The organism is Halomonas sp. DN3, assembly GCF_024137905.1.
Lineage (GTDB): Bacteria > Pseudomonadota > Gammaproteobacteria > Pseudomonadales > Halomonadaceae > Halomonas > Halomonas litopenaei.
Window position 1 is genome coordinate 4,131,509 of record NZ_CP099965.1, and the last position, 20,125, is coordinate 4,151,633.

The following is a 20,125-nucleotide window of genomic DNA, read 5'->3' on the forward strand; positions in this document are numbered from 1 at the left end:
ATCTGGCCATGACGCTGCTGTAATGACGCCAGGTGACACGATTCACTTACTTTACCAGACACCGATGGAGAGGGTGCGGCGGAAAGTCGCCACGACAGCCGGAGCATGACGACAGGAGAGTTTCTCTCTGCCCCGCCCCGGGTCTGATCGGCACCGCTGACGATCAGCGAACGACTCGCCGACGCTTTCAAATCGGGTCGCTGATACTTGCCATCTGGATCGCTGACGCCTCAAGAGAGAATCGATTCACCCAAGGATGTCTCTAGGCGCTGTCCGAAAAGTCGACGAGCGAAGGTTAGACAAGGCAAAAATCGGTGAGACAGCGCAGTTTACGGGGTGTAAATGAGCATTTTGATCCGATTTTTAACGCCGTATTACCGAGCGCAGGCACTTTTCAGACAAGCCCTAGACAACCACAACAACGCCCCCCCTTTCACAGGAGGTAGCACTACATGTCTCGCATCGTGCAATGGTCCATCACCGTGGCGCTGGCAGGATTCCTGTTCGGCTTCGACACCGCGGTCATCTCCGGGGCCGACAAGCCCATCCAGGCGCTGTGGGGTCTCAGCGACCTGCAGCATGGCCTGCTGATCATGTCCATGGCCCTTTGGGGCACCGTGATCGGTGCCATCTTCGGCAACTGGCCCACCGATGCGCTGGGAAGGCGCGCCACCCTGCTGATGATCGGTGTGCTGTACCTGGTCTCCGCGGTGGGCTCGGCGGTGGTGTCCGACCCCTGGCTGTTCGCCTTCTTCCGCCTGATCGGCGGCATCGGCGTCGGCATCTCGTCGGTGGCGGCCCCCACCTATATCTCCGAGATCGCCCCGCCGCGCCATCGCGGCTTTCTGGTCGCCATGTACCAGTTCAATATCGTCTTCGGCATCCTCATGGCATTCGTCTCCAACTATGTGATCGGCAGCCTGATGAGCGACGACGCCTGGCGCTGGATGCTGGGTATCGAGGCCATCCCTGCACTGATCTACACCCTGATGATCACCCGTGTCCCGCGCAGTCCGCGCTGGCTCATCCTCAAGAAGAACGCTATCGAGGAAGCCGGCCAGGTACTTCGCCAGATCAACCCTGACGCCGATGTCGACGCCGAGATCAACGCCATTCGCGCCGCCGAAACCGACGAAGCGTCCGCCAAGGCCCCCTTCTTCTCGCGTCGCTATCGTCTGCCGATTCTGCTGGCCTTCCTGATCGCCTTCTTCAACCAGCTCTCGGGCATCAACTTCATCATCTACTATGCCCCCCGGGTGCTCGAAGCCGCCGAACTCGGTAGCCAGGCAGCGCTTCTGTCCACCGCCGGCATCGGTCTGGTCAACCTGGTCTTCACCATGATCGGGATGTCGCTGATCGACCGCTTTGGCCGCCGTACCCTGCTGTTCATCGGCTCGGCCGGCTATCTGCTGTCGCTGGTGCTGATCTCTCGCGCCTTCTTCGCCGACGCACTCGGCGGACTCGAAGTCCCGCTGCTGCTGGGGCTGTTCATCGCTGCCCACGCGATCAGTCAGGGCGCGGTCATCTGGGTGTTCATCTCCGAGGTTTTCCCCAACCACGTGCGTGCCCGTGGTCAGTCCTTCGGTGCCTCGATCCACTGGGTCTTTGCCGCGCTGATCACCCTGGTCATGCCCTGGGTGCTGGGCACCTTCAACGGCGGGCCGGTATTCGCCTTCTTCGCGGTAATGATGCTGCTGCAACTGGTGTTCGTGATATTCCTGATGCCTGAGACCAAGAACGTCAGTCTCGAGGAACTGCAAAAGCATCTGGTCGGCGACAACGTGCGTCTGCGTCGCGTGCACTTGTCCGGCGCCCGGGCGGCGCGCTAGCACTTTTCTGAAACGCGCCCGCGCTCGCTGCCTTTTCGGGCAGAACCCAAGCCTTGATGAACGCCACGAAAAAGCCCGCCGGGTGGGGAACCGGGCGGGCAAGGGGGTCACAGGACGCAACCTGACCTTCAGTATAGCGACCGATTAACCATTTGCTTGAGAATGGGTATTCGAATTACCAATCACGAACGACTGTCAGCCGAAGGCATCAGGCCCCTCCTTGACGAAGGGGCCTTCTTGCGTGACCGGCCCGTGGTCAGTGATCGAAACGTAACTGGCCATCGTCGGCGACCACGCGGATCACGTCGCCAGCGCTGAACTTGCCTGCCAGCAGGTCCTGTGCCAGCGGATTCTCGATCCGGCTCTGCAGGGCACGTTTGAGCGGACGAGCCCCATAGACGGGGTCGAAGCCGACCACCGCCAACAGGGCCAGCGCCTCGTCGGAGACCGTGAGCCCGAGATCGTGGTCCGCCAGTCGGGCGCGTAGACGTTCAAGCTGGATACCGGCGATCGCCTGGATCTGATCCTGGCCGAGGGCGTGGAACACCACCACTTCGTCGATGCGGTTGATCAACTCAGGCCGGAAGTGGCTGCCAACCACCTCCATCACCGTCTGACGCATGCTGTCGTAGTCGGCGTCGTCACCACCGAACTGCTGGATGATGTCGGAGCCAAGGTTGGAGGTCATCACGATAACGGTATTGCGGAAGTCCACCGTACGTCCCTGCCCATCGGTCAGGCGACCGTCCTCCAGCACCTGCAACAGGATGTTGAAGACGTCCGGGTGGGCCTTCTCCACCTCATCGAGCAGCAGCACCGAATAGGGTTTGCGGCGCACCGCTTCGGTCAGGTAGCCGCCTTCTTCATAGCCGACATAGCCGGGAGGCGCGCCGATCAACCGCGCCACCGAGTGCTTCTCCATGAACTCGGACATGTCGATGCGCACCATGGCTTCCTCGGTGTCGAACAGGAAGTTGGCCAGCGACTTGCACAGTTCGGTCTTGCCCACCCCGGTCGGGCCGAGAAACAGGAAGGAGCCGTTGGGCCGGTTGGGGTCGGCCAAGCCCGCGCGGGAGCGCCGCACCGCGTTGGCCACGGCGGTGACCGCCTCGTCCTGACCGATGACCCGCTGGTGCAGGGCCTCCTCCATGCGCAGGAGCTTGTCGCGCTCGCCCTCGAGCATCTTGGCCACCGGAATGCCGGTCCAGCGTGACACCACCTCGGCGATTTCCTCCTCGGTGACGTTGGAGCGCAAAAGCTTGTGGTGACGAGTGTCCGCCTCGGCATCGCCGCTCTCGGCAATCTTCTTCTCGAGCTCCGGAATCACCCCGTACTGCAGTTCCGACATCCGCCCCAGGTCGCCCTGGCGGCGAGCCTGCTCCAGGTCGACCCGCGCCCGGTCTAGCTCGTCCTTGAACTGGGCCGCGCCCTGGATGCTGGCCTTCTCGGCCTTCCAGATCTCGTCCAGGTCGGCGTACTCGCGCTCGAGCTCGCCGATCTGTTCCTCAAGGGTATCGAGGCGCTTGCGTGAGGCCTCGTCGGTTTCCTTCTTGAGGTGCTCGCGCTCCATCTTCAACTGGATCAGGCGACGATCCAGACGGTCCATTTCCTCCGGCTTGGAGTCGAGCTCCATGCGAATGCGCGACGACGCCTCGTCGATCAGGTCGATGGCCTTGTCCGGCAGCTGACGATCGGTGATGTAGCGCGTCGACAGCTTGGCCGCCGCGATGATCGCGCCGTCGGTAATGTCGACGCCGTGGTGCACCTCGTAGCGCTCCTTGAGGCCACGCAGGATCGCCACCGTGTCTTCCTCGCTGGGCTCGTCCACCTGCACCTTCTGGAAACGCCGCTCCAGCGCCGCATCCTTCTCGATGTACTTGCGGTACTCGTCCAGGGTGGTGGCACCGACACAGTGCAGCTCACCCCGGGCCAGCGCCGGCTTGAGCATGTTGCCGGCGTCCATGGCGCCCTCGGCCTTGCCCGCACCGACCATGGTGTGCAATTCGTCGATGAACAGGATGACCCGCCCTTCTTCCTGGGACAGCTCGTTGAGCACCGCCTTCAGGCGCTCCTCGAATTCGCCGCGAAACTTGGCGCCAGCCAGCAGCGAGCCCATGTCCAGCGACAGCACGCGCTTGTCCTTGAGCCCCTCGGGCACCTCGCCGTTGATGATGCGGCTGGCCAGCCCCTCGACGATGGCGGTCTTGCCGACGCCGGGCTCGCCGATCAGCACCGGGTTGTTCTTGGTGCGCCGCTGCAGCACCTGGATGGTGCGACGGATCTCGTCGTCACGCCCGATCACCGGATCCAGCTTGCCGTCGGCGGCCCGCTGGGTCAGATCCAGGGTGTACTTCTCCAGCGCCTCGCGGCTGTCCTCGGCGTTGGCGTCATCCACCTTCTGGCCACCGCGCACGCTATCGATGGCGCCCTCCAGCGACTTGCGCGCAAGGCCAGCCTGGGTCAACGCCTTGGCCACGGCATGCTTCATGGCGATTGCCGCCAGCAGCACCAGTTCACTGGCGATGTATTGATCGCCACGCTTCTGGGCCTCGGCATCGGTGAGGTTGAACAGCTTGATCAGATCCCGGGACGGCTGCACTTCGCCGTCGAACTGGGCGACCTGGGGCAGATCGTCGATCTGGCCCGCCAGGGCGTCACGCAGCCGACCGGCGTCGCCCCCCGCCTTCTGTACCAGCGCCTTGACGCCGGTGTCGCGGTTGTCGAGCAGCGCCAGCAGCAGGTGCGCAGGTTCCATCTGATTGTGCCCGCGCCCCACGGCGAGGGACTGGGCGTCGGCGATAGCCTGCTGCAGCTTGGCGGTAAACTTGTCAAAACGCATCGATATCTCCTTTCGGGATGGCGATGCGTTTGGACGCACCGCTTGACCCTGTCAATGTGACTTGACAGAGATATGGCGGTGCTTTAGGGACGTTTCAAGTCTAGAGAAGCAGTTTCACGTCTAGAGGGGAGTCTCGGGAAAAGTGCGACGTCGGTCCGCTCTATCGCAGCCAGATCACGCTGGCCATGCGTCCAGTGACGCCGTCGTCACGACGATGGGAATAGAAGCGTGATTCACAGGCGGTGCAGAAGTGCCCGCCGCTGACGTGGGAGACGCCAAGACGTTCAAGCCGCAGACGCGCCAGCTTGTAAAGGTCCGCCATATAGTGCCCCAGGCGATATGGGCTCGGTTCAAAGGCGCTGGCTGCCTCGGGGTGCACGCCGCAGAAGGCCTCACGCACCTCGGGGCCAACCTCGAACTGAGCGTTGGAGATCGCCGGCCCCAACCAGGCCATCAGTTCCCCAGGCGCAGTGCCCAGGGAGGCCACGGTAGCCTCCAGCACGCCACCGGCCAGGCTGCGCCAGCCAGCATGGGCCAGCGCCACGCGCTCTCCGCCACGATCACAGAAGAACACCGGCAGACAGTCCGCCGTCAGTATCACGCAGGCGTAGTCACGGGTGGTCGCCACCGAGGCATCGGCCTTGGGTATGGTGTCACTGAAGCCATGCTGGACGCTGGCACCGTGGACCTGATCGAGCCACAGCAGCGGACGCTCATCGCCCAGTTCCTTGCTCAACTGACGCCGACAAAGCTCCACATGTTCCGGCTTGTCGCCGACGTGACTGGCCGGGTTGAAGGCGGCGTAGGGCCCTTGGCTGGGGCCGGTCTCGCGGGTGGTGACGAAGGCACCGACATTGGCCGGAGCAGGCCAGTCGGGCACGATCACGCTGGGGCGCAGGTCGAGGGCATCGATCATTGCATGGTCTCCGCATCGTCACGCAGGAAGTCCAGCAGCATCAGCAGGTCATCCGGCAGCGGCGCCTGGAAGCTGACCTCCTCACCGCGACTCGGGTGGACGAAGGCCAGTCGACGCGCGTGCAGCGCCTGGCGCGGAAACTCGCGCAGGATCTCCTTGAGCGTCTGCTCCGCTCCGGGCGGCAGCTTGAGTCGCCCACCGTAAACCGGGTCGCCGATCAATGGAAAGCGCCGGTGCGCCATGTGCACGCGAATCTGGTGAGTACGGCCGGTCTCCAGCTTGCAGCGAACGTGGGTATGGGCACGAAAGCGTTCCACCACACGATAGTGGGTCACCGCCGGCTTGCCCGAGGCGGTAACCGCCTGGCGCTTGCGGTCCTTGGGGTGTCGGCCGATCGGCGCATCCACGGTGCCGCCGGAGGTCATCTTGCCCACCACGATGGCGTCATACTCCCGCGACACGCTACGCGCCTGCAGCTGCGCTACCAGGTCAGCGTGGGCGGCCAGGGACTTGGCCACCACCATCAGCCCGCTGGTGTCCTTGTCGAGGCGATGCACGATACCGGCACGAGGCAAGGTGGCGGCGTCGGGAAAGTGGTGCAGCAAGGCATTGAGCAGGGTCCCGTCGGGGTTGCCCGCAGCGGGGTGAACCACCAGCCCCGGCGGCTTGTTGACTACCAGTACCTGGTCGTCCTCGAACACTACCTCAAGCGGAATATCCTGCGCCTCGAAGCGAGTGTCGTCCTCGATGAGGGCCTTGAGCACCAGCCTTTCACCACCGTGGACCTTGTCCTTGGGCTTGGCCGCAGCCCCATCCAGGGTCAGGGAACCGTCCTTGATCCAACCCTTCAACCGCTCCCGGGAATAGTCGGCAAACAATTCCGCTGCGGCCTGGTCCAGGCGATAGCCTGCCATGTCGAGGGGAATGCGACTGTGGACGTCGAGGGTCTGTGACATGGTTCGGAACACTTCTCTGTGGGGATCGAAGATTGATGGCAGCTCGCGCACAAAACACGTGGCCCGCAGCAGGAAGACTGCGTTTCCAGGCAAGGTGCTTTATAGTGGGCGGATCGCGGCCGATTCTACCACGGCCGACCCGGGTTGTTTGACACGAGGACCAAGATGCGCGTTTTCACTACTTCCGCCGCTCGCCTGGGCGCCCTGGTGTTGATGGGCGCGGTACTCGGCGGCTGCGCCAGCAACGACGTCGAGGAAGAGCGCTACGACGGCGCCACCGAACGCCAGCTCTACCAGGAAGGTCGCCAGGCCCTGGAGAACGGCAGCTTTACCACGGCCATGAACCGCCTGGAAGCCATTGACACCCGCTTCCCCTTCGGCGACTACGCCGAACAGGCCCAGCTCGAACTCATCTATACCTACTACGAGATGGATGACTGGGAAGCCGCCCGGGCCGCCGCCAGCCGCTTCATTCGCCTGCACCCCAACCATGCGCAGGTCGACTACGCCTACTACATGCGCGGGCTGGCCGCCTGGCAGGCCGGTCGTTTCAGCCTGGAGTCGCTCAAGGTCATCGATATCTCGGAGCGGGACCTCGGCGCTACCCGAGACGCCTACACCGACTTTACCGACCTGATCACCCGCTATCCGGACAGTCCGTACGCCCCCGACGCGCAACAGCGCATCATCTACCTGCGCAACCTGCTGGCCCAGCAAGAGCTGCATGTGGCCGACTTCTACCTGCGCAAGAAGGCCTACATGGCCGCCGTGCAGCGGGGTCGCTGGGTGTTGGAGAACTACCCCCAGGCCGAGGCTACCCGCGACGCCCTGGCGGTGATGGTCGAAGGCTACCTCGGCATGGGCCTGCGTGATCGCGCCAGCGAGACGCTGCAGGTGCTGATCGAGAACGACCCGGACAACGAGCGCCTCAACGGTCGTCGCTTCGAACCCAAGTACGTCGACGGCGCCCCACTGAGCGCCTGAACGACCGCAAGGCAGGCGGTGCCGTGAGGTTGCCGGCAGGCCAAAGAAAGGAGAAGGGGCCGCCCATGGGCGGCCCCTTCTTGTTGCAGCGCTTGCTGTCATTCGCTCTGCGCTTCGCTTCGTTTCCTTTCTCTTCGTCCAGCTCCCATCTTGACGCTCCAGGGCTGCGATCCACCGTCCTTCCGCCGTCGCTGGCCTGTGGCTGCCCTTGGCGTCCACCGCAGGCCAGGCTCCGGCTATTTTCTGCTTCTACTCAACCTGTCGATGCCTGGGACGGTGTGCCCTCGGGCTCCCGACGCTTGAACTGCTTGGAGCGCTGCAGGCCCCAGTAGGCGAAGACGAAGTAGATAACCGTGCACCAGATGGTGATGTCGTAGAACAGCTCACGATTGACGTAGTACTGATACAGGTCGGGGCTTTCAAACATCACCCGCCAGGCCAGCACCGCTGGCACACCCAGTCCAACGATCCCCCACATCACCTTGATGCCCTTGGATAGCAGTGTCTTGTCCTCCACGCCTTCGCGGTACTTTTCCGCCGCCTTGCGCCGGTGATGTTCGACCACCCGCTCGTTGAACTCCTGCTGGGCCTTTTCCTTCTCTGGATAGGCCTCACAGGCACCGGCCCTTCGCGCCAGCACCACGTAGACCAGGATCGACACAAACCAGGTCGGCAGGAACAGGTAGTAGAACGGCATCACGTCGAGGACATTGAGCCCAAAACCGAAGATCAGCGAGATACCCCAGCTGGCGATCGCCGGCCGGTTGTCGGCAAGGCCCTTGAAGTTGGCCCAGTAGCGGGTCATGCCGAGCCGCGGGAACAGCTGGTATTCGGCAAAGGCGATGCCGCCCACCGGCACCAGGATCAGGCCGGCGTAAGTCAGCAGCGGCAACATGCTGCGGTAGACGAAGGGGAAACAGCTTGCGCCCATCACCCCGAGCCCCACCAGCATGGTCACCTTCCAGCGCTTGACCTCGGGCATCAGCGCCTGGGCGGCCAGACCGGCGCGGTACAGGTTGGAATTCGCCGTGGTCCAGCCGGCCACGATCACGATCACGAAGCCGGACATTCCCAACGCGTAGAACGCCACATCGCCGGGGTCGACCACCAGGATACTGAGCTTCATGGTGGCGGCGGTGGCCGCCCCCATCAGGCCCGCCGAGATCCAGGCAACGTAGTGGCCGAACATCATGCCGGTACTGGTGGCCAGGGCGTAGCGCTTCTTGCGGGCATAGCGCAGAAGCGCCATGTCGATCAGTCCGAAGTGGGCGAAGGTATTGGCGGCCCAGGCGAAGCCAATGACCTCCCACAGCCCGATCCCCGGTTCGCCATCGGCGTTGATGCCGGTGAATACGCTGGCACTGGCGATGGCGACGAAATCCGAAAAACTCGTCAAGGTGGTAAAACCGGTCACCGACTCCGACAGCGCCGGTATCAATACCATGCCGCCGGCGGTGAACATCACCATCAGCCAGGGTGCACAGATGCTGGCGAACTCGCTCAGGGCGTTGAAGCCGAAGGCCGCGACCAGCACCACGATGGCCCCTACGGCAAAGGCGATGATGACGAAGGCCATGTCGGTGGGATAGGGCGCCACCTGAGGTGGCACATCGAAAAGCACCCGCACCGCGGTGGCAGAGACCGTGATCATGGCCGCCGAGATGGCAGCAAAGATCACCACATTGGCGCCGTTGTAGAGCTTCGCCATGACGTTGCCGGCGATGCGTTCCAGGTAGGCGAAAAGACTGAGCCGGGTGCCGACGGCGATCGGTGCGGTGATCAGGGTGAAACTCAGTATCGCCAGGGTGTTGCCGATGACCAGACCGATCAGAATATCCCAGATGCCGGCACCGAGGCCGACGAAGGTGGCACCGATCACGAACTCGGTCGCGGCCACGTGTTCTGCGGCATAGAGTCCGAGAAAGTGCTTGGCACCGTGCTGCTTGTGGGGCGGAACCGGCAGCTGTTCATCGTCGACGCTGTCTAGAGATTGCTGCGGGACAAATCCGGATGTCGCCATGGGCGCCTCCTTGTGTGTCACTCATCTCGCTTGCGGGTGAACGTCGCACCTGCGGGCTCACCCGTTCCGCCGGCTTCCTTCGAGGAGCCGATCGCCACTACTGCTGAGCAAAGCGTGCCTGCTCGGTCACCTTCTCGGTGACCCACTGAGCATCTTCGATGGCTTCCTCGGCGGAGATGTCTCCGGCCAACGCCTTGGCGAAGCGGTTACCCACCGCCGTACCGATACCCTGAAAAGCGGGGATCGCCACGTACTGAACGCCTCGATAGGGCACCGCCTGTACCGTCGGGTCATCCGGATTGGCGCTTCTCAACGATTCCAGCACCAGCTCACTGTAGGGCGCGGCCTCGCGGTAACTCGGATTGTCGTAAAGCGAGGCACGGGTCCCCGGCGGCACCTGGGACCAGCCCTCTCGCTCGGCTACCAGTTCCTGATAGCCCCGGGAGGTGGCCCAGGCGACAAAGCGCTTGGCCGCCTCGCTCTGCTCGGAACTAGTGGGAATTGCGAGCGCCCAGGCCCACAGCCAATTGCTGCGCTTGTCCAGTCCGTTATCAGGCGCAAGGGCGAACCCCACGCGATCTGCGACCTCGGAGGCCTCGGGATCGGTCACCGCGGATGCGGCCACGGTGGCATCCACCCAGATGCCGCACCTGCCCTGTTGAAACAGCGCGAGATTCTCGTTGTAGCCGTTGTCTTCCGGATTCGGCGGGCCGTACTCTCCCAACAAGCTCAGATAGAGATCCAGCGCATCGCGCCAGCCACCTCCCTCGAGCTGTGGCTGCCACTCTTCATCGAACCAGCGACCGCCGAAGGCGTTGGCCATGGCGGTCAACAGGGCCATGTTCTCGCCCCACCCCGGCTTGCCCCGCAGGCAGATGCCGTAGTGTTCATCGGAGCCCGAGAGCTTTTCTGCCGCCTGTGCCAGAAAGTCCCAGCTCGGCGCCCTGGGCATGTTCAGGCCCGCATCCTCGAACAGGTCCGTGCGGTACATGGTGAAGGCAGACTCCGCATAGAAGGGAGCCGCGTAGAGAACATCCTGATAGGACAGCGCCTGGCGCACGGTGGGCAGCAGATCCTCGGGCTGGTAGTCGCCAGGCATGTCGGCGATGGGTACGAGCCAGCCACGCTCCGCCCAGATGGGGGCTTCGTAGGTGCCGATGGTAACGATGTCGAAGCGCCCCCCGGAGGTGGCGATATCGGTGGTGACCTGCTGGCGCAGCGTACTCTCGTCCAACGTCACCCAGTTGAGCTGAATATCGGAATTCCCCGCGACAAAGTCCTCGCTCAGCTCTCGCATCCACAGCATGTCCCGGTTATCCACCGTGGCAATGGTCAACTCGGCAGCCACGCCATGCTGGGCAAACACCGCCCCACCCCCCATCACCAGCGCACAAGCGGTTTTAACTCGAAAGGACGTCATCATTCGCGCTCCCTCTGCCGGCGTTATAGGTTCCTGTTCTAAAAAACCTTAGCACCATCGAGTCGCCCCAACATTGAAATGTCGCGCTTTATTTACCGGGACATTGGTCTATACACACCCAGAAACCACTATTAAAAATTAATTTAATTAGGCACATATGATTTCAAAAAACCCCATGAGAAAACAAAGACAAGGAAGAGTTCTTCGGTTATCCCACTGCCAACAACCATACTAGTTCAGCAAGAACTGCGATATCGCCTACACCTATCAGCGCACTCTTCTCCACTACCTTTACGATGCCTATTGGCGCTTCAGTCATGAAGGCTTAAATCATCTCTTCCGACGAATATAAAAAGTGACGTCGATCACCGTGTAAAAACGGCGTACGCATCAAAGCAAATGCCATCTAATGGTCGCGGGGCTTTAGCGAGCGCAACAGAAACCCCGGCCCAAGAAATCATGACCAACGACGGGAAGTGACGTCACAAACAGCGAAGGGTGGGCATAACATCGCCACCCGCCGAGCCGATCTGGCCCGACGGGTGGGGTACCGACAAGAGGAAAGAAGCAGGTCTCGTCAGAGGCCCGGTTGCCATCCATTGACGATAGGATAACGACGGTCACGGCCGAAGCCGCGCTGGGTCACGCGCACGCCTACCGGTGCCTGGCGGCGCTTGTACTCGCAGCGGTCCACCAGCTTGACCACCTTGTAGACGTCCTCGGCGCTGAAGCCCGCCTCGATGATCGCCTCGGCGCTCATGTCGCCTTCGATGTAGCGCACCAGAATGGCGTCCAGGGTGTCATAGTCCGGCAGCGAGTCGCTGTCCTGCTGGTCCGGCGCCAGTTCCGCCGAGGGCGGACGCTCGATGACACGCTCCGGGATCACCAGGTTCTCGGTGTTGCGCCAGCGCGCCAGGCGATACACCCAGGTCTTGTAGACGTCCTTGATGGCGTTGTACCCGCCGACCATGTCGCCATAGAGGGTCGCGTAGCCCACCGCCATCTCGCTCTTGTTGCCGGTGGTCAGGACCATCAGGCCCTTCTTGTTGGACAGCGCCATCAGCAGTACACCGCGACAACGCGACTGGAGATTTTCCTCGGTGGTATCGCGCTCGGTACCCTCGAAGCTCTCGGCCAGGGTGTCCATGAAGGCTTCAACCATGGGCGCGATCGGCATCACTTCATAGCTGACCCCAAGCAGACGGGCCTGCTCGGCGGCGTCTTCCTTGGAAATGTCGGCGGTGTAGTGATACGGCATCATCACCGCATGGACCCGCTGGGGGCCGAGTGCATCCACCGCGATGGCCAGCGACAGGGCCGAATCGATGCCGCCAGACAGCCCCAGCACCACGCCCTTGAACCCACTCTTGTTGACGTAGTCACGCAGACCGGTGACCAGGGCGCTGTAGAGGTCTTCCTCCGGCGCCACGTCCAGATCCACCTCGCCCTGGCGCGGGGTCCACTTGCCCTGCTCCTCGACGAAGTGCACCGGGCTCAGCCAGATATCCCAGTGCGGCGCCTGCACCGCCAGCTTGCCTACGGCGTCGACACAGCAGGAGCCACCGTCGAACACCAGCTCATCCTGACCGCCGATCTGATTGACATAGACCAGCGGCAGGCCGACGTCACTGGCACGCTGCTCGAGAAGCTCGAGCCGCTCGGCCGGCTTGTTCTGGTGGTAGGGCGAGGCATTGAGGGTGACCAGGATATCGGCACCGGCGTCGCGAGCCTGGCGGACCGGCGCTTCCTGCCAGATATCCTCGCAGATCAGAATCCCGAGCCTGGCGCCCTTGTGTTCCACCACCAGCGGCGTGTCTCCGGGCTGGAAGTAGCGCTGCTCATCGAATACCTGATAATTGGGCAGGGCCTGCTTGGCGTACTCATCCAGCCACTGGCCGTTGTAGAGCACGCCGGCCATGTTGTGCAGCGCGCCCTCGCGGCGACCGGGATAGCCCACGATGACCATGACGTCGCGGACCATCTTTTCCGCCATACGGGTACGCGCCTCGCGCAGGCGGGTCTCCATCGACGGCCTCAGCAACAGGTCCTCGGGCGGATACCCGGTCAAGAACAGTTCCGGCAGAACAACCACGTCGGCGCCGTGCTCGAGGAAAGCCTCGCGTACGGTCTCGATGGCCCGGTCGGCGTTGCCGGGGATGTCGCCGACCAAGGGGTCGAGCTGCGCCATCACCAGAGTCAGGTCTTGCATGAGCGGAGAAATCTCTCGAGAATCGGGGGGATCAGCCCCCATTGTCCCGCAAGGGCCGCCAACAGGCAAAGGCCGCCTCCAATCCGTGTGGAGTAAGGATGAACCTCTTGATAATCCGCCTTCTGATCTTCGCCGTGGTGTTCTTTGCCGGGCTCAAGCTTTATCGCATGTACCGCGAGTGGAAGTTTGAGCAGCAGGATCAAGGCCCCACCTCCCACGAGGGAGGAAAAATGGTGCGCTGCACCTGGTGCAAGGTACACCTGCCCGAGCAGGACGCCCTGCGCGAAAAGGGCGAGTGGTTCTGCTGCGGTGACCATCGTGACAAGTTCATCACCGAAAGCCGCCAAGGCGACGATGCTGACGGCGATAACGGCGATGATACCCAGGGGCGTTAGACGCCCCGACAGTCACGCCGACGCCCAGTTGTCCGACGTCCCGCTGCCCATTGCTACCTCACCCTGCCCCTGCTTCGATCGCCTCACTCCCGGTCAGCTTGGGCGCTCTTACACACGTCCTTGCAACCGATAGGGCGCGGGATCAATGATCGGCTCTCTTCCCAGCAGTTGATCCACCAACAGTCGCGTCGAGGCCGGCGCCAGCACCAGCCCATTGCGGTAGTGCCCGGCGTTGACGTGCAGGTTGTCCCAGCCGGGGGCCTGGCCGATATAAGGCACCCCGTCCGGTGATCCTGGCCTCAGCCCGGCCCAGTGGTGCTCGATCTCGCAGTCGGCCAATGCCGGAATGATGGCGGTAGCGCTACGCCATAGTGAGCTACGGGCGTCGTCGTCGGTGCCCTTGTCGAACCCGGCGTCTTCCAGGGTGGAGCCGGCCAGGACCCGCCCGTCGCCGCGAGGAATCACGTAGCGTCCATCCATCAGCACCACCCGCTCGACCAGTCCGGGTGGTGCCTTGAACAGAATCATCTGACCCTTGACCGGGCGTACCGGCAGATCGAGCCCGGCCATGTCGGCAAGCCCCGCCGACCAGGCGCCGGCACAGATAACCACTTGATCGGCACTGAGGTTGCCCTGGTCGGTGTTCACCACCGCCACCCGCTCCCCTTGCCGCTCGAACCCGGTGACCGTGCATTGCTCGCGCAACGTCACCGACGTCATGTCTTCCAGTCGGGACCTCAGCGCGCGCATCAGACGGGGGTTACGAATGCTGCCCAGGGTCGGCATCCACAGCGCCTCGTCGATATCGCGGCGGGCGTTGGGTTCCTTTCGGCGGATCACTTCAGCGCCTACCCGCGACAGCGGCTTGCCAACCTCCCGCGCCCACTCGAGTGCGCGCGCTTCGTCATCCACCCTCAGGTAGAGAAGCCCTTTCTGACGATACTCCGGGTCGACCCCGGTCTCCTCCAGCAGGCGCAGGGCCAGTTCGGGGTAGGCCCCCTCCGACCAGCTCGCCAGGCGCGATACCGGCGAGCTGTAGCGCCAGGGATAAAGCGGCGAGACGATCCCGCCACCGGCCCAGGAGGCCTCGCTACCGCAGCCGCCTCGCTCGACCACCGTCACACTGTGACCGGCATCGGCCAGTTGCAGTGTCGTCATCAGCCCTATGACGCCGCCGCCAATCACCAGGAAATCACTCAAAGCGCTTCTCCAACGTCTGCTCTCCCTTCTCCGAGCTAGGCTCAAGGAACCCTGAATTCAAACAACAACCACAAGGAAGCGTTCGCCATGGACGACGACGCCCGACGCCCCCGTCATGTCTGCATGTCCCGAGCTTACTGGCACACACCTCACCACCCCGAACCTTACCGCCCCAAGTCTTGCCATCCCGAACCTCATCGAATCGCTTTCCGCCAGTCCGGAACTACCTTGCTGGAGCTGTTGCTGGTGGTGGCTATTGTAGGCCTTCTGACCAGCGTGGCCCTGCCGGGCTACCGGGCAATGGCCGCCCGACAGGATATCGCCAGCGAGCTTTCGCGACTAGAAGGCGCCCTGATGCTGGCCCGGGGCACGGCCATCACCCGGGCAAGACCCGTCACCCTGTGCCCGAGCGACGACGGCGTGCACTGCGGCGAGGACTGGAGGGGGAAGCTGTTGATCAAGGCTGGAGCGCCGAGTTGGGAGGGCGCGACACTTCATGTCTTTGCGCCAAGCCGGCTCTCAAGCATCGGCTTTCGCGAGGATGCAAAGCCCGTGCGTTTTCTGGCCAATGGACGCGCCAGTGGACATAACGGGACTTTCGATATCTGCGCGCGAGAAAACACGGGCGCTAGGCTGGTACTCAGCAATTTTGGAAGGATCAGAAGTGAAAAGGGTCGGTGTGCTGGACCCTCGTTTCCGCCTTAGTCATCACGATCGATCCAGATTACGCCGCCGTCACCTTCTCCACCTTCATCGGGGCTGATTTCGACCTTGCCATTTATCGTGACGGGACCTTCGGCAACTAGTCTGCCATTGATCGTGAGCCCCCCGCCCCCGCTTATCGCCATAGACCCGGTACTCCAGATGTCTCCATTGAGTTCCACCTGTCCGTGAGGAGCGAGCGTTGGCGCTCCAGAAACAACGATCGAGGTGTCATAGCTCCCAGCTGGGGCTTCGATTGTCACGCTCTGGCTCGGATCGGCAGGATCCACCACGATCACGATCTGATCCGCATCAGGGTAATCCGCTAGATTCAGACTGCCATCAAACCCGTGAGTTCTAGCGTCGCAATAGACGATCCCTTGGTGACTCGCACAGCCATCCGGCCCAAAGTCGGCATCCTCGAAGTCTTTGGCGACCTCATCGATATAGCTGTCTGGACCGTAGTCGTTACCGGGGTGGGCAAGTCCGTTTAGTTGGCAGTTGGCGGGCTGATCCAGCTCAGGATGTGCCACCACAGGCCCCCCCGCATAGACCATGCAATCGTCAGGGATGAGATCGGGCAATTCCAATCCAGAGCTTTCCTTCTCTCGCCCCACCATCAGAAAGTGCCTTGCCAATACCTGCTCACCATCGCTGACCTGCCCCATGATCAGCTGCACGACAACATCCTGTTCTATACAGTCGATATGTCGATAGCCCACTGTGTCGCTATTGGTCAGTGTGTGTACGTCCGACCAATCAGCGGATACGCCGCCCTGTTCCGCTCGGTCTTGAATCTCGGCACACTCCAGTAGCCCGCTCGATTCAGGCGTTTCACTTAGCCTCTCGGCCCCACCCCAATCCGCCGCCATCTGGGCCTGGGCCATGGCGCGCATATTGCCGACCAGGCGTTCGTCCACCAGCGCCGACTTGACCCCGGCCATGGCCACCACCGAGGCGATCGCTACCAGCGACAGCACCACCAATAGCGCCGCGCCTCGCTGCCTCGCTGGCGCCTTCATTCGGCATTCTCCGCCGCGGACACGGCCTGAAGACGATCCACCGCGTGCAGCCGGATCGGTGTCCTGGCGTGGGGCAGGTTCAGGGTGATGCGATAGAGTCCCCCACCCAGATCTTCCAGCACCTGATCGTCCTCGCAGGAACCATCGTAGGCCAGGCCATCGACCAGAGGCTCGCCGCTGTCGACCTCGTGGAGCGTACAGGTCTCGCCATCTGGCGCCGGGCGCAGCACGTAATCGCCGGGGGAGGCGTCGCCCCGGCGCACCGCCGCGGTGATGGTATCAAGGGCGTAGCTCAGAACCGCCTGGCGATCGGCCAGGCGCAGCACCTCGCGCGCATTGGCGTTGACCTCCTGAAACAGCGAGCCCGCAGCCAGGATCACCAGGCTGCCGACGACCATGGCCACCATCAGTTCGACCAGCGACACGCCGCGCTGGCGATGCAACGACTTGCCTGGGGAAAGGACGCGGTCCGGACTCATGGTGCTTTCCGAGCGGGCAGCTTGACCCAGTACTGAAACAGGCTGGGTTCGGTGAAACGCTCGTCCTTCCAGCCAATACGCAGCTCGAAGGCGCAGTCGTCCCGCGCGATCACCGCCTCGTCCAGGGCAATGAGACCGGGAAGGAAATCGGCCCAGTGCTCGCGCCAGTGCTCTCGGGAAAGGCTCTCGGGCACACCTTCAGGACAGTACCCGCCATTGGCCACCAGGCTTGCCCACAGCAGTTCCCGTGCATCCTGGGCGGCCAGGTCCGCCAGCGATCTCTGGATACTGGAATGGGCGCTTTGCAAGCTGCGCAACTGCATCCCCGCCACCCCTAAAAGTCCCACCGACAGCAGCACCAGCGCCACCAGTGCCTCGAGCAGGGAAAACCCGGCCTGGGATCGCAGCCTTCTCACGCGGCATCTTCCTCATCGCCGGAGCGCACCACTCCGCTTGGCTCCACCGACACCCAGCGACCCTCGCCTCCTGTCCCGCGAAGCTGCCAACGGCAGGGACTACCATAACTGCAGTCATCCAGGCGCCCCAACAGATCGAAGCTGACCCCGCCGGGCGATACCCGGGTGCCGTCCGTGCGCGCTGCTTCATCGACCATCAGTACATCACCATGCGCGGTTGGAGTGGACTGGCAGCCGCCGGCGTCCGCGTCTCCCGCCAGCACCTCGAGCCGCCAGCGTCCCGCGCAGTCGACCACCAGCACCCTTACCTCCTGGCGTCGGGTCAAGGCGGTGGTGCGTGCCAGGGTCAGTGCGCCGACCAGGCGATTGGTATCCGCCACCAGACGCTCGCCGGCCAGCCAATGGTGCAGGCCAGGCACCGTCACCGCAGCCATCAGGCCGATCACCGCGACGCAGACGACCAGCTCCAGCAGGGTGACCCCGCGCTGACGGCTACCAGCAGTCATCTGGTGCCCGTTCGCCGGTCTGGTCCATGGTCAGGCTGTCGCAGCCCTCCTTCACCGACTGGGCGTCGAGGGCCCTGGCCTCGAGAAAATAGCGTCCTGGGTGGCGTTCCACCGACAGTTGGTAGAAACCGGACTCCGACGGTCGCTCAAGCCCATCACAGGCGGCGATATCATAGGCCTGGTCACGGCTGTAGCAGCGTTCCAGCGACGAGGCGGTTGTCATCAACAAGGCGCGGCCATCGGCGACACGGGTCTCGCGTAGATGCTCGGTGTACATGGGGTAGGCCACCGACGCCAGCAGACCGATGATGGCGATGCACAGCAACAGTTCGATCAGGGTGAAACCGCCCTGACGCTCCATCGGGCCTGGTGACGAAGCCCGTGTCGAAGCGGCACTGACTTTCTGGTCCAGCTCACTGAATCCATGCTCATCCCAGCGCGTCTCTGCGTAAATTGAGCCTCGCGTTTTTCGTATTCCCTGCATCGGGCTTCTCCGGCTCGTTTTCCCTTCGAGTATGTCCCACGTCCGCCATGGGCGGCAGGCGCTGGATCAAGGTTGTGTCGCGACACCACGCTTAAGCACAGACTTGAGGCTTTCTCCTACGCCTGAAAACAAGGACGCCGCCCTTGGGGGCGGCGTCGAGATGCTGCACTGGAAAAACGAACGGTGGAATGCCTTCACGGCAATCCTCTGGTGGCATCAGTCGCTGACGATGACCCGCTCGCGCAGTTCACGCGGCATCGAGAAGGTGATGGTTTCCTCTCGGCCGGCCAGTTCCTCGGGGGCCTCGGCGCCCAGCTCGGTCAGGCGGTCGATGACCCCCTTGACCAGTACCTCCGGGGCGCTGGCCCCGGCGGTCACGCCGACTGCACCGATATTCGCAAGCCAAGCCGGATCGATCTGCTCGGCACTGTCGATCAGGTAGGCCGGGGTGCCCACTCGCTCGGACAGCTCGCGCAGGCGATTGGAGTTGGAGCTGTTGGGGCTTCCCACCACCAGCACCAGATCGGAGCCCGCCGCCAGTTCGCGCACCGCGTCCTGGCGGTTCTGGGTGGCGTAGCAGATATCGTCCTTGCGCGGCCCCTGGATGTCGGGGAAGGTGGCGCGCAGGGCATCGATCACCCGAGCGGTATCGTCCATGGACAGGGTCGTCTGGGTGACAAAAGCCAGCCGACTGGGGTCCTTGACCTCCAGACGGGCCACGTCCTTTTCGTCCTCGACCAGGTAGATCTGGCCACCGTGGGAGGTGTCGTAACGCCCCATGGTGCCTTCGACCTCGGGATGCCCTTCATGCCCGATCAGGATGCACTCCTGGCCACGGCGAGCGTAGCGCAGCACTTCCATATGCACCTTGGTCACCAGCGGGCAGGTGGCGTCGAAGACCTTGAGCCCGCGCCGCTCGGCCTCCTCCTGCACCGCCCGGGACACCCCGTGGGCAGAGAAGATCACGATGACGTCATCGGGAACCTCGTGGAGTTCCTCGACGAAGATCGCCCCACGCTCGCGCAGGCTATCCACCACGAAGCGGTTGTGGACCACCTCGTGACGCACGTAAATGGGCGGCCCGAACACGTCCAGCGCGCTGTTGACGATGTCGATGGCCCGGTCGACGCCGGCGCAGAAGCCGCGCGGGTTGGCCAGCTTGATTTGCATGGTTTGCCTTGCCTCGGTGCCGTCTTGGCACCTGGTTGAGCGGATGATTCGCGTGGTCATTGCGTGGTTGTCACGTACTGCGCCTTACCGGCACACCGGGGACGTGAATCGCCTAGTGGGTGGTGGCGGGCTTGACGCCCAGCACCTCGACCTCAAAGGTCAGGGTGCGCCCGGCCAGCGGATGATTGAAGTCCACTTCCACCATGTCGCCGTCGATCTCGGTGACCACCCCAGGCAATTCGTCGCCGTTGGCATCGGCAAAGGACATCACGGTGCCGACCTCAGGCTCGTCGCCATTGAACACCTCACGCTTCATGCGCTGGATGTTCTGCGGATTGTGCTGACCGAAGGCGTGCTCGGGACTGACCTCGAAGCTGCCGCTGTCGCCGTCGGTCATGCCCTTCAACGGCTGCTCGAACCCGGGCGGCAGGTTGCCATCGCCCAGTTGAAAGGTCGCCGGGGCCTTGTCCCGGGTGGAGTCCACCACGGTGCCATCTTCCAGCTTGAGGGTGAAGTGAAGGGTGACTTCCATGCCCTCGTCGATACGGTAGTCGCTCATTGGGATCTCCGAAAGAGTG

At 63.1% G+C, this 20,125-nt stretch carries 18 protein-coding genes; 4 read left to right on the forward strand and 14 right to left on the reverse strand.

Features of this window, described 5'->3' with window-relative positions; translation table 11 throughout:
• The first annotated feature begins 452 nt into the window (after window positions 1–452).
• Window positions 453–1,829 carry a sugar porter family MFS transporter gene (locus NKF27_RS17785; protein ID WP_253553863.1) on the forward strand — a complete coding sequence of 459 codons (1,377 nt, stop codon included), beginning with the start codon at window positions 453–455 and terminating at the stop codon, window positions 1,827–1,829.
• A gap of 256 nt (window positions 1,830–2,085) precedes the next feature.
• Here the strand turns inward: NKF27_RS17785 and clpB are convergent, their stop codons facing one another.
• The 3 genes from clpB to rluD all read right to left on the reverse strand — a co-directional run bounded on the left by clpB (window position 2,086) and on the right by rluD (window position 6,540).
• Complete coding sequence (gene clpB, locus NKF27_RS17790; RefSeq protein ID WP_253553866.1) at window positions 2,086–4,668, reverse strand: ATP-dependent chaperone ClpB; 2,583 nt, start codon at window positions 4,666–4,668, stop codon at window positions 2,086–2,088.
• 160 nt (window positions 4,669–4,828) lie between these two features.
• Window positions 4,829–5,584, reverse strand: coding sequence for a peptidoglycan editing factor PgeF (gene pgeF / locus NKF27_RS17795; RefSeq protein ID WP_045994252.1), 756 nt, complete (start codon window positions 5,582–5,584; stop codon window positions 4,829–4,831).
• Complete coding sequence (gene rluD / locus NKF27_RS17800) at window positions 5,581–6,540, reverse strand: 23S rRNA pseudouridine(1911/1915/1917) synthase RluD (protein WP_108133540.1); 960 nt, start codon at window positions 6,538–6,540, stop codon at window positions 5,581–5,583. The genes pgeF and rluD overlap by 4 nt, the downstream gene beginning before the upstream one ends.
• 165 nt (window positions 6,541–6,705) lie before the next feature.
• On the opposite strand from rluD, the gene NKF27_RS17805 reads away from it, so the two are divergent.
• A complete protein-coding gene (locus NKF27_RS17805; protein ID WP_045994250.1) occupies window positions 6,706–7,524 on the forward strand; it encodes an outer membrane protein assembly factor BamD in 819 nt (272 codons plus the stop codon).
• Between the two features lie 253 nt (window positions 7,525–7,777).
• Here NKF27_RS17805 and NKF27_RS17810 read toward each other — a convergent pair whose 3' ends face one another.
• The 3 genes from NKF27_RS17810 to NKF27_RS17820 form a co-directional block, all read right to left on the reverse strand.
• Window positions 7,778–9,544 carry a cytosine permease gene (locus tag NKF27_RS17810; protein ID WP_253553868.1) on the reverse strand — a complete coding sequence of 589 codons (1,767 nt, stop codon included), beginning with the start codon at window positions 9,542–9,544 and terminating at the stop codon, window positions 7,778–7,780.
• Between the two features lie 97 nt (window positions 9,545–9,641).
• Window positions 9,642–10,967, reverse strand: coding sequence for a sugar ABC transporter substrate-binding protein (locus NKF27_RS17815; RefSeq protein WP_253553882.1), 1,326 nt, complete (start codon window positions 10,965–10,967; stop codon window positions 9,642–9,644).
• Between the two features lie 574 nt (window positions 10,968–11,541).
• A complete protein-coding gene (locus NKF27_RS17820) occupies window positions 11,542–13,173 on the reverse strand; it encodes an NAD+ synthase (RefSeq protein ID WP_213230469.1) in 1,632 nt (543 codons plus the stop codon).
• Between the two features lie 98 nt (window positions 13,174–13,271).
• On the opposite strand from NKF27_RS17820, the gene NKF27_RS17825 reads away from it, so the two are divergent.
• Window positions 13,272–13,568 (forward strand): PP0621 family protein, encoded by a 297-nt coding sequence (locus tag NKF27_RS17825; RefSeq protein ID WP_108133534.1) that lies wholly within the window; start codon window positions 13,272–13,274, stop codon window positions 13,566–13,568.
• A 108-nt stretch (window positions 13,569–13,676) separates the two neighbouring features.
• Here NKF27_RS17825 and thiO read toward each other — a convergent pair whose 3' ends face one another.
• On the reverse strand, window positions 13,677–14,768 hold the full coding sequence (gene thiO, locus NKF27_RS17830) for a glycine oxidase ThiO (RefSeq protein WP_253553885.1): 1,092 nt from the start codon (window positions 14,766–14,768) through the stop codon (window positions 13,677–13,679).
• 228 nt (window positions 14,769–14,996) lie between these two features.
• Here thiO and NKF27_RS17835 point away from each other — a divergent pair, with 228 nt between their 5' ends.
• Window positions 14,997–15,473, forward strand: a complete 477-nt coding sequence (locus NKF27_RS17835; RefSeq protein WP_045994452.1) for a GspH/FimT family pseudopilin — start codon at window positions 14,997–14,999, stop codon at window positions 15,471–15,473.
• Here the strand turns inward: NKF27_RS17835 and NKF27_RS17840 are convergent.
• From NKF27_RS17840 to fkpB, 7 genes are all read right to left on the reverse strand, one after another.
• On the reverse strand, window positions 15,470–16,492 hold the full coding sequence (locus NKF27_RS17840) for a hypothetical protein (protein WP_253553887.1): 1,023 nt from the start codon (window positions 16,490–16,492) through the stop codon (window positions 15,470–15,472). The genes NKF27_RS17835 and NKF27_RS17840 overlap by 4 nt on opposite strands.
• On the reverse strand, window positions 16,489–16,971 hold the full coding sequence (locus tag NKF27_RS17845) for a PilW family protein (RefSeq protein WP_253553890.1): 483 nt from the start codon (window positions 16,969–16,971) through the stop codon (window positions 16,489–16,491). Before NKF27_RS17845 ends, NKF27_RS17840 begins: the two co-directional genes overlap by 4 nt.
• Entirely contained in the window at window positions 16,968–17,387 is a 420-nt protein-coding gene (gene pilV / locus NKF27_RS17850; protein ID WP_253553893.1) for a type IV pilus modification protein PilV, read from the reverse strand. Before pilV ends, NKF27_RS17845 begins: the two co-directional genes overlap by 4 nt.
• Window positions 17,384–17,893 carry a GspH/FimT family pseudopilin gene (locus tag NKF27_RS17855; RefSeq protein WP_253553907.1) on the reverse strand — a complete coding sequence of 170 codons (510 nt, stop codon included), beginning with the start codon at window positions 17,891–17,893 and terminating at the stop codon, window positions 17,384–17,386. Before NKF27_RS17855 ends, pilV begins: the two co-directional genes overlap by 4 nt.
• Complete coding sequence (locus tag NKF27_RS17860; RefSeq protein WP_162816485.1) at window positions 17,880–18,254, reverse strand: type IV pilin protein; 375 nt, start codon at window positions 18,252–18,254, stop codon at window positions 17,880–17,882. The genes NKF27_RS17855 and NKF27_RS17860 overlap by 14 nt, the downstream gene beginning before the upstream one ends.
• Window positions 18,255–18,593: 339 nt before the next feature.
• Entirely contained in the window at window positions 18,594–19,547 is a 954-nt protein-coding gene (gene ispH / locus NKF27_RS17865) for a 4-hydroxy-3-methylbut-2-enyl diphosphate reductase (protein ID WP_185696479.1), read from the reverse strand.
• Between the two features lie 112 nt (window positions 19,548–19,659).
• Window positions 19,660–20,106 carry an FKBP-type peptidyl-prolyl cis-trans isomerase gene (gene fkpB, locus NKF27_RS17870; protein ID WP_045994447.1) on the reverse strand — a complete coding sequence of 149 codons (447 nt, stop codon included), beginning with the start codon at window positions 20,104–20,106 and terminating at the stop codon, window positions 19,660–19,662.
• Between the last annotated feature and the right edge of the window lie 19 nt (window positions 20,107–20,125).